The sequence below is a fragment of the Pokkaliibacter sp. MBI-7 genome, assembly GCF_029846635.1.
Lineage (GTDB): Bacteria > Pseudomonadota > Gammaproteobacteria > Pseudomonadales > Balneatricaceae > Pokkaliibacter.
Window position 1 is genome coordinate 3,701,486 of the sequence record NZ_JARVTG010000001.1, and the last position, 15,199, is coordinate 3,716,684.

The following is a 15,199-nucleotide window of genomic DNA, read 5'->3' on the forward strand; positions in this document are numbered from 1 at the left end:
ATACGATGTCTAAACGCTATTTTGGTACTGATGGTATAAGGGGAAAGGTCGGTGTTGCGCCGATTACGCCTGACTTCGTAATGAAGCTTGGATGGGCGGCAGGACGCGTATTTTCCAAGGAAGGTCGAAGCCGTATTGTCATTGGCAAAGATACCCGGCTATCTGGGTATATGTTCGAGTCTGCGCTGGAGGCGGGGTTGTCGGCTGCGGGTGTGGATGTGCTGTTAATTGGCCCAATGCCAACACCTGCTATTGCCTACCTGGCTCGTACATTCAAGTGTGTTGCGGGCATTGTCATAAGTGCATCGCACAATCCTTTTGAAGATAACGGAATCAAGTTTTTTTCAGCGGATGGTGAAAAGTTGCCTGATGCTGTCGAGGCTGCAATTGAAGAGATGCTGGATGAGCCCATGGTAATGGTGAGTTCGGCCGCTCTGGGAAAGGCCAAGCGCATTGATGATGCTGCAGGGCGTTATATTGAGTTCTGTAAAAGCACATTGGGTAATCACATCAGCTTAAATGGCATGAAGATTGTCCTGGACTGTGCTCATGGGGCTACTTATCACGTCGCTCCGAGTGTATTTCAGGAGTTAGGTGCTGAAATTGTCACGACTGGTTGTACCCCTAACGGGACTAACATTAATGCCGGCGTGGGGTCCACTGATCCGGCTCAGCTAAGCGAACGAGTTCTGTTGGAGAGTGCTGATCTTGGCATTGCGTTCGATGGTGATGGTGATCGGGTAGTAATGGTTGATCATCAAGGACGCTTGGTCGATGGTGATGAGCTTCTGTATCTGATCGCTCGTGATTTGCAGCAACGTGGCTCGTTGCATGGTGGAGTGGTGGGTACTTTGATGTCCAATCTTGGCCTGCAAAGAGCCCTTGAACGTCTCGAGATTCCTTTTGTCCGGGCGCAGGTTGGTGATCGTTATGTAATGGAGCAGCTGACGGCGCGTGAGTGGTGGTTGGGAGGTGAGGCTTCGGGCCACATCGTCTGCCGCTATCTCCACAGTACAGGGGACGGGATTATAGCCGCTCTTCAGGTGTTGGCGGCCTTACTTAGAGGTAGTCAGTCACTTGCCGAGGCTTGTGCCGAGGTTGATAGAGTGCCTCAGGAAACGATCAATATTCGTGTGGCTGTTCGAAAGGATCCTCACGATCTTCCGGAGGTGGCAGAGTTATTGGCGGAAGCTGAAAAGCGACTGGCTGGAGTGGGCAGGGTATTGTTGCGTGCGTCAGGTACTGAGCCAAAGATTCGTGTCACGCTGGAACATTCTGATCCTCAGACGGTGGCGGACATTGGGGGTTGGTTGGCAACTGAGGTGGAAAAACTCTACAACAATATTGCTAAAGGCTTGTAAGTTACTGATAACTTGAGTAGTATTGGCGCCGCTTCAGCCGTGAGGAGGTTGCCAATGCGACGCAAGATAGTGGCAGGCAATTGGAAGATGAACGGTGACTCTGAGTTTGTGAGAGCATACTGTTTAGAGATATCTAGTTATCTTCTTGTTGATGATATCGATGTTGTTTTATTTCCTCCATTTCCATACTTGGGGAGCATCGTGTTAAGCGATGTGGCTTTGGGTGGTCAGGACTGTTCAGTAAATGCATCAGGTGCTTTTACTGGTGATGTTTCTGCGGAAATGTTGCGAGACGTCGGTGCGCGATATGTGTTGTTAGGGCATTCCGAGCGTCGGGTAATGCATGGGGAGGGTGATGAGCTTGTTGCTCAGAAGTGTCTCTCAGCATTGAAAGCTGATCTTGTTCCGGTGCTTTGCGTAGGTGAATCTATGCAGGAGCGTGAGGCTGGTGCTGCATTTGATGTCGTTTCTAAACAAATGAATGCGGTTTTATCTGTCTTGAGTGAAAGTCAGCTGAAAAAGCTTGTGATTGCTTATGAGCCTGTCTGGGCAATCGGTACTGGTTTAACTGCAACACCAGATCAGGCTCAAGAAATGCATCGGTTTGTTCGTGCCAGCATTGCGAATGTTGATGCGGAAAGTGCTGAAGTTGTTTCGATTTTATACGGTGGAAGTGTGAAATCAGACAATGCTTGTGAGTTGTTTGCGAAGAACGATATAGATGGCGCTCTCGTTGGTGGTGCGTCACTCAAGGTTGAAGAATTCATAGCGATCTGTCGTGCGCGGCAGCAGGTGTAAGTGCTGATGGAAACGCTCGTAATTTTTGTTCATGTTGCTCTGGCTATTTCTCTGATTGCTCTGGTTCTTTTGCAACAAGGTAAGGGGGCAGATGCTGGGGCGGCGTTTGGGTCAGGTGCTTCTCAGACTGTTTTTGGTAGCCAGGGTTCAGGTTCTTTCTTGGTTCGATTGTCTGCAGGTATTGCGGCCTTCTTCTTTGTGACAAGTTTTGCTCTTGCTTATTTTGCAAAAGAGAAAGTGTCTACAGTTGGTCAAATGGGTGTGCCTTCTGCTGATGTTGTACAGCAGATTGAGCAGTCCAAGGCTGTAGATAAGGTTAGTAAGGATAGTGATTTGCCTGATTTGGGCAATTCGAATAAGTCCTCTAACTAATAAATTGCCGAAGTGGTGGAATTGGTAGACACGCTATCTTGAGGGGGTAGTGACCTACGGTCGTGCGGGTTCGAGTCCCGCCTTCGGCACCAATTTTAAAAGACGTGTTTGCTCTTGAGTAGAGTATTTTTAGCATGTAAAATACGTTCTCGTTTTGACGCGGGGTGGAGCAGTCTGGTAGCTCGTCGGGCTCATAACCCGAAGGTCGTTGGTTCGAATCCGGCCCCCGCAACCAAGCATTTTCTCCTTAAACCCCTCTCTGAAGGGGTTTTTTGTTAGCTAAGGAGATAATCCCGTCAAGGGAGGAGGAAATGGGTCATGGACCCATTTTTTATTTGTGCGCTAGAGAGGTTGCCCGGTGACAAGCAAAGAAGCTGCACTGCATAAGATGCTAACACCTATTGTGACTGGCCTGGGTTTTACCCTCTGGGGGATAGAGTTTCTGGCTCAAGGTCGTCGTAGTGTGTTGCGCATTTATATCGATCATGAGTCTGGCATTGGTGTTGATGACTGTGCAAAAGTCAGCCATCAAGCGAGTGCTTTGTTGGATGTGGAAGACCCCATTTCCGGTGAGTATGTTCTGGAGGTTTCTTCTCCAGGCATGGATCGTCCGCTGTATACCCCTGAGCAATTTCAGGCCTATGTCGGTGCGATCGTGAAATTACGCTTGCGTATGCCTTTTGACGGGCGCCGTAAGTTTGTTGGGCGCCTCAATGCAATCGAGAATGATGAAGTTGTATTGCAGGTAGATGATGCCGAGTATCTTTTGCCTTTCGAGTTGATCGACAAGGCTAATGTTGTACCGGAATTTTGAGGATTGTCAGCGACGAGCTGTAAGGCGAGGCATAGGCATGAACAAAGAAATTCTGAACGTGGTGGAAGCTCTATCCAACGAGAAGGATGTTTCCAAGGAAGTGATCTTCGAAGCCATTGAGATCGCCTTGGCAACTGCTACCAAAAAGCGTTTTGAAGAAGAAGTGGATATTCGTGTCGCGATCAATCGGAAGACCGGTGATTACGACACGTTTCGTCGTTGGTTGGTAGTATCCAATGACGCTGTTCCTGCGTTGGGTACGGAACTGACCATGGAAGAAGCAATGGAGATTGATACTGCGCTTCAACCAGACGACACCTACGAGGAGCAGATCGAGTCCATTGCTTTTGGCCGAATTGCTGCACAAACAGCTCGTCAGGTCATTATCCAGAAGGTACGAGAAGCTGAGCGCGCCAAGGTTGTCAATGCATATCGAGATCGCCTAGGTGAGTTGATCACCGCTACGGTCAAGAAAGTTACTCGGGACAACATCATTGTTGATCTTGGAAACAATGCTGAGGCCGTGCTGCCCCGTGATCAGTTGATTCCTCGCGAAGCGTACCGTACTGGTGAGCGCGTGCGGGCCCTGCTGAAGGAAGTGCGAGCTGAAGGCCGTGGTCCTCAGTTGATTTTGAGTCGGACTTGCCCGGAAATGCTGATCGAGCTGTTCCGCATTGAAGTTCCGGAAATTGCCGAAGAGGTGATTGAGATCCGGGGCGCTGCACGAGATCCCGGTTCGCGCGCGAAGATTGCGGTTAAAACTAATGATGGTCGCATTGATCCTGTCGGCGCCTGTGTTGGTATGCGTGGAGCGCGTGTTCAGGCGGTATCAAACGAGCTTAAAGGCGAACGTATCGATATCGTACTGTGGGATGATAATTCTGCTCAATACGTGATCAATGCAATGGCTCCAGCAGATGTTGCATCGATCATTGTGGATGAAGACTCGCACATGATGGATGTGGCCGTAGCCGCAGACCATCTTGCCCAGGCAATTGGGCGTAGTGGACAAAATGTTCGTCTGGCCAGTGAGCTTACTGGTTGGGAATTGAACGTAATGAGTGAAGAAGATGCGGCGACCAAGCAGCAGGAGGAAACCGGTGAATTGGTTACCCTGTTCATGGATCGTCTGGATATCGATGAGGATTTTGCTTCCTTGCTGGTAGAACAAGGCTTTACCTCTCTGGAGGAAATTGCCTATGTGCCTAAGGAAGAGCTCATGGACATCGAAGATCTTGATGAAGACCTGGTTGAAGAGCTGCGTAGTCGAGCCAAGGATGTGCTGCTGAATCTCGCCATAGCCTCCGAAGAGAAGCTGGACAGTACTCCGGCTGACGATTTGTTGAATATGGAAGGTATGGATAAACATCTTGCTTTTGTTCTTGCGAGCAAAGGTGTTGTCACCATGGAGGACTTGGCCGAGCAGTCCATCGACGATCTGATGGAAGTTGACGGCATGTCCGAAGAACGGGCGGCCGAATTGATTATGACCGCGCGTGCTCCTTGGTTTGCTCAAGAGTAAGAACGCAGCGGATAGAGGAGACCCATGATGGCAGAAGTTACAGTTCAGCAACTGGCCGAAGTGGTTGGAGTTCCTGTTGAGCGTTTGTTGAACCAAATGCAGGAAGCGGGGCTTGAACACACCCGGTCCAATGACGTCGTTTCCGAGAAGGAACGCATGACGTTGCTGACCTTTCTGAAGCGCAGCCACGGCGGTGATGAGGACGAAGGTGAAGCTTCGCCCAAGAAAATCACACTGAAGCGTAAGACTACGAGTCAGCTTAAAGTCAGCAATTCATCTGGCAAGAAGAAGACAGTTAATATCGAGGTACGCCGTAAGCGTACCTATGTGAAGCGTGACGAGCAGGAAGCTCAGGCCAAGGCTGAAGAGCAGGCACGTCAGGAAGAAGAGGCTGCTGCCGCGCGTAAGCAGGCCGATGAAGTGGCTCGCAAAGCTACTGAAACGGCTGTGCCCAAGGCTGCTGCAGAACAGGCGCGCAGAAATGATGCACCCAAGCGCAGCAATGATGGAGTGAAAGCTCCTCAGGTGGCTTCCATCGCTGATGTTCAGGCTGCCGAAGTGAGTGAGTCTGAGAAAAAGCGTAAGGCGAGTAAAGACAAGCCTGGCAAGGTTGTTAAGACTAAAGAGCGCAGTGACGAAGAAGAGCGTGGCCGAGCTAAAGGCAAAGTGGCTGTTCGTCGCCCAGCTGGCGCTTCTGATGACGATTTCGACGGTGCTCGCCGTAAAGCAGGTCCACGCAAGCCCAAGAAAGGTAAGCTTGGTCAGAATGCTCATGGCTTCGAGAAGCCGACTGCACCGATTGTGCGTGATGTTCTGATTCCTGAAACTATTACAGTTGCAGAACTGGCTGAGCGTATGGCGGTCAAGGCTGCAGAAGTTATCAAGATCATGTTCAAGATGGGAGCTATGGCTACCATCAACCAGGTACTTGATCAGGATACTGCTGCCATTGTTGTTGAGGAAATGGGCCACAAGGTCAAACTGCTCAATGAGAATGCGCTGGAAGACGATCTGGCAAGTGCGGCCAGTGCTGATGTTGAAGAGGGGACTGAAGAGCCACGTGCACCGGTTGTTACCGTTATGGGGCACGTTGACCACGGTAAAACCTCACTGCTTGACTATATTCGCCGTACGCGGGTTGCCGCAGGTGAGTCAGGTGGCATTACGCAGCATATCGGTGCCTACCATGTAGAAACCGAAAAAGGCATGGTCACTTTCCTGGATACCCCCGGTCACGCGGCGTTTACTGCAATGCGTGCTCGCGGTGCGAAAGTAACTGATATCGTAATTCTGGTTGTGGCTGCTGATGACGGTGTCATGCCGCAAACAGAAGAGGCTATCCAACACGCCAAAGCGGCAGAAGTTCCTATTGTTGTTGCGATCAACAAGATCGACAAGGAAGCGGCAGATCCGGACCGTGTTACCAGTGAATTGGCTTCGCGTGGCGTCATTCCCACAAGTTGGGGTGGTGATACCGAGTTTGTTCATGTCTCGGCCAAGTCGGGTCAGGGTATTGATGACCTGCTGGATACGGTGTTGCTGGTTGCTGAGATTATGGAGCTGAAAGCAGTTCCTGCGATCTCCGGCCGCGGTACAGTTGTTGAGTCACGTCTGGACAAAGGTCGCGGTACTGTCGCAACCCTGCTGGTTCAAAATGGTACCCTGCGTAAAGGTGATATCGTTCTGGCTGGTATGTATTACGGTCGCGTCAGGGCTATGCTTGACGAAAACGGTCAGCAGATTGATGAAGCGGGTCCTTCCATTCCAGTGGAAATTCTGGGGCTGGATGGGGCACCTGACGCTGGGGATGAGTTCTCGGTGGTTGCTTCTGAGAAGAAAGCACGTGAAGTTGCATTGTTCCGTCAAGGCAAGTTCCGTGATGTGAAGCTGGCCCGTCAGCAGGCTGCTAAGCTCGATAATCTGTTTGAGAACATGGGCTCCGACAAGGTTGCTAACCTCAATATCGTTCTGAAGACCGATGTTCGTGGTTCTCTTGAGGCGCTCAGTGGGGCTTTGACTGATCTATCTAACGATGAAGTTAAGGTCACCATTGTATCCAGCGGTGTAGGTGGTATCTCTGAATCTGATGCTAACCTGGCACTGGCGTCCAGCGCCGTAGTGTTTGGCTTCAATGTCCGTGCGGATGCGGGTGCCAAAACCATCGTTGAGCGTGAAGGCATCGACATGCGTTACTACAGCGTTATCTACGACATCATTGATGATGTGAAGAAAGCGTTGTCCGGTATGCTGGCTCCTGAGTTCCATGAGCAGATCCTTGGTACTGCCGAGGTTCGTGATGTGTTCCGTTCACCGAAGTTTGGTCTGGTGGCTGGTTGTATGGTCATTGATGGTGTGGTTCAGCGTGGTAAGAAGCTGCGTGTACTGCGCGACAACGTGGTTATCTTTGAAGGTGGTGAGCTTGATTCACTGCGTCGTTTCAAGGACAACGTCAACGACGTTCGCCAGGGCATGGAGTGTGGTATCGGCGTGAAGAACTACAACGATGTCCGCGTTGGTGACCAGATCGAAGTCTTCGATGTGATTACCGTAGAGCGTAGTCTCTAAAGAGAGAACTGGATGCCGAAAGAGTTCAGTCGGACCCAGCGCGTTGCCGACCAGATCCAAAAGGATCTGGCTGGCATCGTCCAGCTGGAAATGAAGGATCCCCGTCTGGGGATCATCACCATCAGTGACGTCCGGGTCTCCAAAGACCTGAACTATGCTGATGTGTATTTCACATTGCTGAGCATGGAAGAAGGCGAAGAGGTTTATCGTCAGGGTGAGAAAATTCTCAACCAGGCTGCTGGATTTCTTCGCACTGAACTGGCCCGCGGTTTAAAAACCATGCGTGTCATCCCTGCTCTGCGTTTTCACTATGATCACACCCTTAATCGGGGGAATCAGATCAGTGCCTTGATAACTCGTGCTGTGCGCGAAGACAAGGCGCGTCAGGATCCGACGCCTGACAGTCAGGCGGATAACGATACCGAATAAGTGTTCGTTGATGAGTCAGAAAAAGTCTTCCAATTACTGGCGGGAGGTCAGTGGTATCCTGGTGCTGGATAAGCCCCAGGGGTTGACCTCCAATTCCGCCCTGCAAAAAGTACGTCATCTGCTTCGAGCCGCGAAAGCGGGTCACACCGGTGCACTTGACCCTCTGGCAACGGGGGTGCTGCCTCTGTGTTTTGGTGAGGCTACTAAGTTTTCCCAGTTATTGCTCGATGCCGATAAGGGGTACGTGACTGTGGCTCGGCTTGGTACTACCACCGACACAGCTGATGCTGAAGGGCAGGTATTGCTTCAGCGTCCCCTCCCTGCTTTGACGGCTGAGCTGATTGAGTCGGTTTTGTGCCGTTTTCGTGGTGAGATTGAACAACTGCCGCCCCTTTACTCTGCTCTTAAAGTAGACGGCCAGCCTCTCTATAAGTTGGCTCGGGAAGGGAAGAGTGTCGACATGGAGACAAAACGTCGCCAGGTTACTATCTCTTCTTTACGCTTGCTTAACTGGTCAGAGTCTACGCTGGAGCTGGAAGTAAAGTGCAGTAAAGGGACCTATATTCGCTCTCTGGTAGCGGATATCGGCGAGGCGCTCGGCTGTGGTGCTCATGTTGAAGTATTGCGGCGTACTCTGGCAGGGCCGTTTACTCTGGCAAATGCGATGACTCTGGAGCAGTTGCAACAGACTGCGCAGCCAGACGAAATCGATAATCCTTTGCTGCATCATTTAATGCCGGCAGAGACTGCCGTAATGCATTTGAATGCTGTAGAATTAGACCCTTTGCAGACTGAGAGGCTACGTCAGGGGCAGCGTATTGCACTGACTGGTGTGCAGGCTAATCCGCTCTTGCGTATCTACGCAAATACGGGTGAGTTTCTAGGTCTCGGTGAAGTTGTAGCATCGGGGATACTTCATCCGCGACGCTTGCTAAAAACCTCCTGAGGGAGGGCGCGCCATCTGTAAATATGCACGGTTGGCGTCTGTTGATTGCATATTGATTATTGGAGTTATTGAAATGGCTTTGACCGCTGAACATAAGGCTCAGATTCTGAAAGATTTCGCTCAGACTGAGAATGATACTGGCTCACCTGAAGTTCAGGTTGCTCTGCTGTCTGCTAACATTGACAGCCTGCAGTCTCACTTCAAGGCTAACGCCAAGGATCACCACTCTCGCCGTGGTCTGATCCGTATGGTTAACCAGCGCCGCAAGCTGCTGGACTACCTGAAGAACAAAGATGCTGAGCGTTATACTCAGCTGATCGGTCGCTTGGGCCTGCGCCGCTAAGCGATATGGAACGCCGCAGTCTACTGCGGCGTTCGTCATTTAGCGGGGGCGGTTTGCTCCTGTGCTACATCCAAGACACAGTTGAATGGACGCTGACTTTCTGAGCCTGTACTGCTCTGGGTTTACACCCTTGAGTCCAGCGCAGTACTGGCTTTACGGCTATAGCAGCATCCTCATCGGTGTCCGAATAAGGAAGATAAGAAGCTATGTCGATGTTTAACGTCGTTACCAAGACTTTTCAGTACGGTGGCCAGGAAGTAGTTCTGGAAACCGGTCGTGTTGCCCGCCAGTCTTCTGGTGCGGTAATGGTCACTATGGGCGACTCGCAGGTACTTTGTACCGTAGTTGGTGCTCGCGAAGCCAAGCCCGGTCAGGATTTCTTCCCTCTGACTGTACACTATCAGGAGAAAACCTACGCTGCAGGTAAGATTCCTGGCGGTTTCTTCAAGCGTGAAGCGAAAGCCTCCGAAAAGGAAACATTGACCTCTCGCCTGATTGATCGTCCGATTCGTCCGCTGTTCCCCAAAGGCTTCAACAATGAAGTGCAGGTAATCTGTACTGTTGTTTCTGCAAGCAAGGAGCAGGATCCAGATATCGCCGCAATGCTGGGTGCATCCGCTGCCCTGACTATCTCCGGGATTCCTTTCCATGGTCCCATCGGCGCTGCTCGTGTAGGTTTTAGCGAAGACAGCGGCTATGTACTCAACCCCAGCTACCCACAGCTGGCAACCTCACTGTTAGACATGGTGGTTGCGGGTACCAACGAAGCGGTACTGATGGTTGAATCTGAAGCCAAAGAGCTGACCGAAGACGAAATGTTGGGAGCAGTTCTGTTTGGTCATATGGAAATGCAGGTGGCTATCAAGGCCATCAACGAGTTTGCCGCAGAAGTAGGCAAGTCTGCTTGGGATTGGCAACCAGAGCCAGTGAACTCTGAACTGAAGTCACGTCTGCAGTCACTGGTCGGTGATGAACTGGCTGCTGCCTACATTGTGAGTGACAAAACTGCCCGCCGTGAAGCGATTGATGCTCTGCGTAGCAAAGCACTGACTGAACTGACCGTCGGTGAGAATGCTGCAGATGCCAGTGAAGTCGCCGGATTGTTCAATAGCCTGGAAAAAGACATTGTTCGTGGTCGCATCATCCGTGGCGAAGCCCGTATCGATGGTCGTGACAACAAGACTGTGCGTCCTATAAATGTGGACGTTGGTGTTCTTAAGCGCACCCACGGTTCTGCTCTTTTCACACGTGGCGAAACACAGTCTCTGGCAACCTGTACCTTGGGTACCATGCGTGATGCACAGGTTATCGATGCTTTGGAAGGTGAGCGTAAAGACCGTTTTATGCTGCATTACAACTTCCCACCTTATTCTGTAGGCGAGTGTGGTCGCATGGGCCCACCCGGACGTCGTGAAATTGGCCACGGTCGTCTTGCTCGTCGTGGTGTGGAAGCGATGCTGCCCAGCGATGATGAATTCCCCTATTCCATTCGCATCGTTTCGGAAATTACCGAATCTAACGGCTCCAGCTCAATGGCATCAGTCTGTGCTGCCAGCCTGGCACTGATGGATGCCGGCGTACCTGTCAAGAAGCCGGTCGCTGGTATCGCTATGGGTCTGGTAAAGGAAGAAAGCGGCTTTGCTGTTCTGACCGATATTCTGGGTGATGAAGATCACTTGGGTGACATGGACTTCAAGGTGGCGGGTTCTGAAAGTGGTGTTACTGCTCTGCAGATGGACATCAAAATTCAGGGTATCACCGAAGAAATCATGGAAATTGCCTTGGAGCAGGCTCGTGATGCACGTCTGCACATTCTGCGTGAAATGGCCAAGGTTATTGGTTATGCACGTCCAGAAGTGTCGCCAAATGCACCTAGCATGCTGACCATGAAAATCGATTCCGATAAGATCCGTGATGTTATCGGTAAAGGTGGTGCGACTATTCGCTCTATCTGTGAGGAAACTGGCGCTTCTATCGATATCGAAGATGATGGTTCTGTACGTGTCTACGCAGAGAACAAGATCGCTGCCGATGCAGCCAAACAGCGTATTGAAGCCATCGTATGTGAGGCTGAGGTAGGCAAGGTTTATAAAGGCAAGGTTGTACGTCTGGCGGACTTCGGTGCATTTGTGAACATTCTTCCAGGTAAAGACGGTCTGGTTCACATTTCCCAGATCAGCCAGGAGCGTGTTAACAATGTCTCTGACTTTGTTAATGAAGGCGATGAAGTGCTGGTGCGCGTTCTGGATGTCGATCAGCGTGGCCGTATCAAACTGACCATGAAGGATGTGACTGCTGAGTAATCGGCTGTTATCCTGAATCACATTCTGAAACATTAAAAAGGGACCTTGGGGTCCCTTTTCTGTTTTAAGCTGGCTCTGTTTTGCAGGGTAACAGTGGGATGGGGTTTGACTGTTATTGGCATGGATAATGGACGGGAAGAGCCGAAAATGAAACGAATCGTGTTGTTTGCAACGTTATTAAGTGTGGTGGCTGGGGCCGTTTGGGCTGCAGATGATCTGAGTGGCATGTCGCCCGAGCAGGTGGTTAGTTACCGGCAGGATGCCTTTCATGAGTTTAAAGAAAATAGCGGCATGCTCCGGTCAATGCTGAAGGACAAGAGCAAGTGGGACCAGGCTGCTGCTCAAGGCTATGTTTCGGCTCTGGAGCAGGCCAGTGACAGAGCTTTTGCTGCATTCCTGCCGGGAACCGCCGTGGGTGAAAGCGAGGCTTTATCGAGAGTCTGGGAAGAGCCCGAGTTATTTAAGCAGGCGCAGGGTAACTTCAAAGAGGCCCTGGCAAATGTGAAAATGGCAGTCGATAAAAATGACCCGGATTTGGCAGCCAAGGATGTTGCTGGGCTGGGTAGAGCATGTAAAGGCTGCCATGACGGCTTCCGCCAGCCCTAGCAGGGATTCGTCAGTTCGCTTTTATAGTATCTAGTGAAGAAAAAGCCACGCTAAGTGGCTTTTTCTATTCATGGCGCTGGTTGAGAAAATTACAGATTAACGCTCAATGGCAAGAGCGACTCCCATGCCACCACCGATACACAAGGTCGCCAAGCCTTTGTTGGCATCACGCTTGATCATCTCGTGCAGCAGGCTAACCAGAATACGGCAACCTGACGCACCAATGGGATGGCCCAGTGCAATTGCGCCGCCGTTGACGTTGACCTTGCTGATATCCCAGCCCAGGTCTTTGTTAACCGACATTGCCTGGGCAGCGAACGCCTCGTTGGCTTCTATCAGGTCCAGCTCGTTGATATCCCAGCCTGCCTTCTCCAGGCACTTGCGAGTCGCGTCAATTGGCCCGGTACCCATGATTTCGGGTGCTACACCAGCGCTTGAGTACGCCTTGATGGTGGCCAGAACAGGAAGTCCCAGTGCTTTGGCTTTTTCTGCACTGGCCAGGATAACTGCAGCCGCACCATCATTCAGGGAGGAGGCATTGCCTGCTGTCACGCTGCCGTCGGGTTTGAAGGCTGGCCGAAGTTTCGCCAGTGATTCAGCTGTAGTGCCTGGGCGGGGCTGTTCATCTTTATCGATGACAATAGGGTCGCCTTTACGCTGAGGGATGCTGACAGGAATGATCTCGTCCGCAAAGCGATTTGCAGCCATGGCTTCACCTGCTTTGCGCTGTGACTCAGCAGCAAAGGCATCTTGCTCTTCTCGGCTGAAGCCATACTTGCTGACGATATTTTCCGCCGTAATGCCCATGTGATAGTTGTTGAATGCATCCCAAAGGCCATCAGTGATCATGGAGTCAATCATCTTCCAGTCACCCATACGCTGTCCATCACGTGATTTCGGCAGCACATGGGGGGCCTGGCTCATGCTTTCCTGGCCACCTGCGATGATGATGTCTGCATCACCACAGCGAATCGCTTGTGTGGCCAGGTGGATGGCTTTAAGTCCTGAGCCACAAACCTTGTTGATGGTCATACCGGGGACGGTGTCAGGTAGACCTGCTTTGATGACGCTTTGACGGGCAGGATTCTGACCGCAACCGGCAGTGAGTACCTGACCCAGAATGACCTCGTTGACCTGTGCAGGATCAAGATCCACTTGCTGCAGCAAGGTTTTGATTACTGTTGCACCCAGCTCCGCTGCTGTCATAGCTGCAAGGCCACCACCAAAACTTCCAACTGCTGTTCTGCCTGCTGCGACGATCACTACATCACGCATAAGGATCTCCCTTGATGAGTTGTACTTGGTTGCTTAGGCCATCATAGGTGATGGCCGGGTTGATATTCCAGCTGATACTATGCTGCTGGTTAGATTAAATGGCTATGACAAGGCGCAAGATAATAAAAAGGCCGGATAACCGGCCTCAGAGTTGAATACGAATATTGTCGATCAGTCGTGCCTTGCCCAGGTAGCTGGCTGCCAGAATAACTAACTGCTTGTCATCGGGCTCTGCCAGTTCCAGCGTCGCCTGGTTACAGATGTTGAAGTAATCGGGTCTTAGCCCCAGTTCATCCAGTTGTTGCTTGGCTTCCGCTTCGAGCTGTCTGAAATCCACTTCACCTGCGCTAATGCGCTGCTCAATACCCTGCAGAGTCTGGTACAGCAGGGGCGCCGTCTGCAATTCGCAGGAGGTCAGATAGCCATTACGTGAACTTAACGCTAGGCCGCTTTCTGCACGTGCTATTTCTGCTCCCAGAATGTTAACGGGCAGGCAGAGGTCGTTGACCATCTGGCGAATCACTGCCAGTTGCTGGAAGTCTTTCAGGCCAAAGATGGCAACATCTGGCTGGACAATGCCAAAGAGCTTGGCAACGACGGTGGCTACACCACGAAAGTGTCCAGGTCTGCTGGCTCCGCAATGCAATGATGACAGCCTTGGAACATCAACTATGGTTTGACTGGTCAGGCCCTGTGGATACATCTCCTCGACACTGGGGGCAAATAAATAGTCGCAACCGCTTTCTTCGAGTTTGGCACTGTCTTCCGCAAAGGTGCGTGGGTATCGCTCCAGATCTTCATTGGCGCCGAACTGCAGTGGGTTGACAAAGATACTCGCTACGACCACATCCGCTTCTTCACGGGCTTTGTGAATCAGCGAAATATGGCCATCGTGCAGGTTACCCATAGTTGGCACGAAGGCAATCTTGTGAGTACGCATGCGTTCGACATGGAGTTGCTGGCGCAGCTCAGCAATGGTGGGCAGTACTAGCATTATTCAAATCCATGTTCGTCTGAAGGAAAGCGACCTTCCTTGACGGCTGCGATATAGGCGCGAAAAGCACCAGGAATATCTTCTGCTTCAGTCATGAAGTTCTTAACAAAGCGGGGGACGTAACCGGTATTCAAGCCTAGCAGATCATGCATGACCAGTACCTGAGAGTCAGTTGCTGCGCCTGCACCGATACCGATAACGGGGACCTGTGCTTGCCGTGTGATGGCGGCGGCGATGCTGCTTGGTACGCACTCCAGAAGCAACATGCTTGCGCCTGCTTCCTCCAGAATCGCAGCATCGTCAAGCAGCTCCCTGGCGCTTTCAGGTGTACGGCCCTGAACACGAAAGCCGCCCAGCTTGTTGACCGCTTGCGGCGTCAGGCCAAGGTGCGCACACACAGGTACACCTCTGTCGCTGAGCATGCGAACCGTTTCAGCCAGCCATGCACCACCTTCCAGTTTCAGAATATGGGCGCCTGCCTGCATCAGTAAACCGGCGTTCTGCATTGCCTGTGCCGGAGTGGCGTAGCTCATAAAGGGCATATCGGCCATCACCATGGCACGTTGTGTGCCGCGAGCTACGGCTCGTGTGTGATACACCATTTCTTCAACGGTAACAGGCAGGGTGCTGTCATTGCCTTGCAGCACCATGCCAAGGGAGTCACCCACCAGGATGATCTCGACACCGGCCTCGTCTTGTACTTTGGCAAAGCAGGCATCGTAGGCAGTAAGGCAGGTAATTTTTTCGCCAGACGCTTTCATTTGCGTCAGGGTGTGCAGGGTTACCTTTTTCATTTCAGTAATGTTCCTGAACAAGGCATGGAAGCCAGACTAGTTGAGCATGCAACTGGAGCGACATGGCATGACAACGA

Annotated in this window: 14 protein-coding genes and 2 tRNA genes; 13 read left to right on the forward strand and 3 right to left on the reverse strand. The window is 51.5% G+C overall.

Going from position 1 to position 15,199, the window contains the following annotated elements; genetic code table 11:
* Window positions 1–5 precede the first annotated feature (5 nt).
* The 13 genes from glmM to QCD60_RS16455 all read left to right on the forward strand — a co-directional run bounded on the left by glmM (window position 6) and on the right by QCD60_RS16455 (window position 12,059).
* Entirely contained in the window at window positions 6–1,361 is a 1,356-nt protein-coding gene (gene glmM, locus QCD60_RS16395) for a phosphoglucosamine mutase (RefSeq protein WP_279787128.1), read from the forward strand.
* A gap of 54 nt (window positions 1,362–1,415) precedes the next feature.
* Complete coding sequence (tpiA, locus tag QCD60_RS16400) at window positions 1,416–2,159, forward strand: triose-phosphate isomerase (RefSeq protein ID WP_279787130.1); 744 nt, start codon at window positions 1,416–1,418, stop codon at window positions 2,157–2,159.
* A 6-nt stretch (window positions 2,160–2,165) separates the two neighbouring features.
* Window positions 2,166–2,531 carry a preprotein translocase subunit SecG gene (secG, locus tag QCD60_RS16405; protein ID WP_104151865.1) on the forward strand — a complete coding sequence of 122 codons (366 nt, stop codon included), beginning with the start codon at window positions 2,166–2,168 and terminating at the stop codon, window positions 2,529–2,531.
* Window positions 2,532–2,537: 6 nt separating this feature from the next.
* Window positions 2,538–2,623 (forward strand) — tRNA-Leu (locus QCD60_RS16410).
* A 66-nt stretch (window positions 2,624–2,689) separates the two neighbouring features.
* A tRNA-Met gene (locus QCD60_RS16415) sits at window positions 2,690–2,766 on the forward strand.
* Window positions 2,767–2,889: 123 nt separating this feature from the next.
* A complete protein-coding gene (gene rimP / locus QCD60_RS16420; RefSeq protein ID WP_146074198.1) occupies window positions 2,890–3,345 on the forward strand; it encodes a ribosome maturation factor RimP in 456 nt (151 codons plus the stop codon).
* Between the two features lie 37 nt (window positions 3,346–3,382).
* On the forward strand, window positions 3,383–4,867 hold the full coding sequence (gene nusA / locus QCD60_RS16425) for a transcription termination factor NusA (RefSeq protein ID WP_104151786.1): 1,485 nt from the start codon (window positions 3,383–3,385) through the stop codon (window positions 4,865–4,867).
* A 27-nt stretch (window positions 4,868–4,894) separates the two neighbouring features.
* On the forward strand, window positions 4,895–7,432 hold the full coding sequence (gene infB, locus QCD60_RS16430; protein ID WP_279787931.1) for a translation initiation factor IF-2: 2,538 nt from the start codon (window positions 4,895–4,897) through the stop codon (window positions 7,430–7,432).
* Window positions 7,433–7,444: 12 nt separating this feature from the next.
* Window positions 7,445–7,861, forward strand: a complete 417-nt coding sequence (rbfA, locus tag QCD60_RS16435; protein WP_104151784.1) for a 30S ribosome-binding factor RbfA — start codon at window positions 7,445–7,447, stop codon at window positions 7,859–7,861.
* 10 nt (window positions 7,862–7,871) lie between these two features.
* Window positions 7,872–8,807: a tRNA pseudouridine(55) synthase TruB gene (gene truB, locus QCD60_RS16440; RefSeq protein WP_279787136.1), complete on the forward strand. Its 936-nt coding sequence runs from the start codon at window positions 7,872–7,874 to the stop codon at window positions 8,805–8,807.
* 73 nt (window positions 8,808–8,880) lie between these two features.
* Window positions 8,881–9,150 (forward strand): 30S ribosomal protein S15, encoded by a 270-nt coding sequence (rpsO, locus tag QCD60_RS16445; RefSeq protein WP_104151864.1) that lies wholly within the window; start codon window positions 8,881–8,883, stop codon window positions 9,148–9,150.
* Window positions 9,151–9,362: 212 nt separating this feature from the next.
* Window positions 9,363–11,453, forward strand: a complete 2,091-nt coding sequence (pnp, locus tag QCD60_RS16450; RefSeq protein WP_279787932.1) for a polyribonucleotide nucleotidyltransferase — start codon at window positions 9,363–9,365, stop codon at window positions 11,451–11,453.
* 147 nt (window positions 11,454–11,600) lie between these two features.
* A complete protein-coding gene (locus QCD60_RS16455) occupies window positions 11,601–12,059 on the forward strand; it encodes a cytochrome c (protein ID WP_279787140.1) in 459 nt (152 codons plus the stop codon).
* A gap of 96 nt (window positions 12,060–12,155) precedes the next feature.
* On the opposite strand, the gene QCD60_RS16460 is transcribed toward QCD60_RS16455, so the two are convergent.
* The 3 genes from QCD60_RS16460 to panB all read right to left on the reverse strand — a co-directional run bounded on the left by QCD60_RS16460 (window position 12,156) and on the right by panB (window position 15,122).
* A complete protein-coding gene (locus QCD60_RS16460) occupies window positions 12,156–13,334 on the reverse strand; it encodes an acetyl-CoA C-acetyltransferase (protein ID WP_279787142.1) in 1,179 nt (392 codons plus the stop codon).
* A 145-nt stretch (window positions 13,335–13,479) separates the two neighbouring features.
* On the reverse strand, window positions 13,480–14,328 hold the full coding sequence (panC, locus tag QCD60_RS16465) for a pantoate--beta-alanine ligase (RefSeq protein WP_279787144.1): 849 nt from the start codon (window positions 14,326–14,328) through the stop codon (window positions 13,480–13,482).
* On the reverse strand, window positions 14,328–15,122 hold the full coding sequence (gene panB, locus QCD60_RS16470; RefSeq protein ID WP_279787146.1) for a 3-methyl-2-oxobutanoate hydroxymethyltransferase: 795 nt from the start codon (window positions 15,120–15,122) through the stop codon (window positions 14,328–14,330). Before panB ends, panC begins: the two co-directional genes overlap by 1 nt.
* Between the last annotated feature and the right edge of the window lie 77 nt (window positions 15,123–15,199).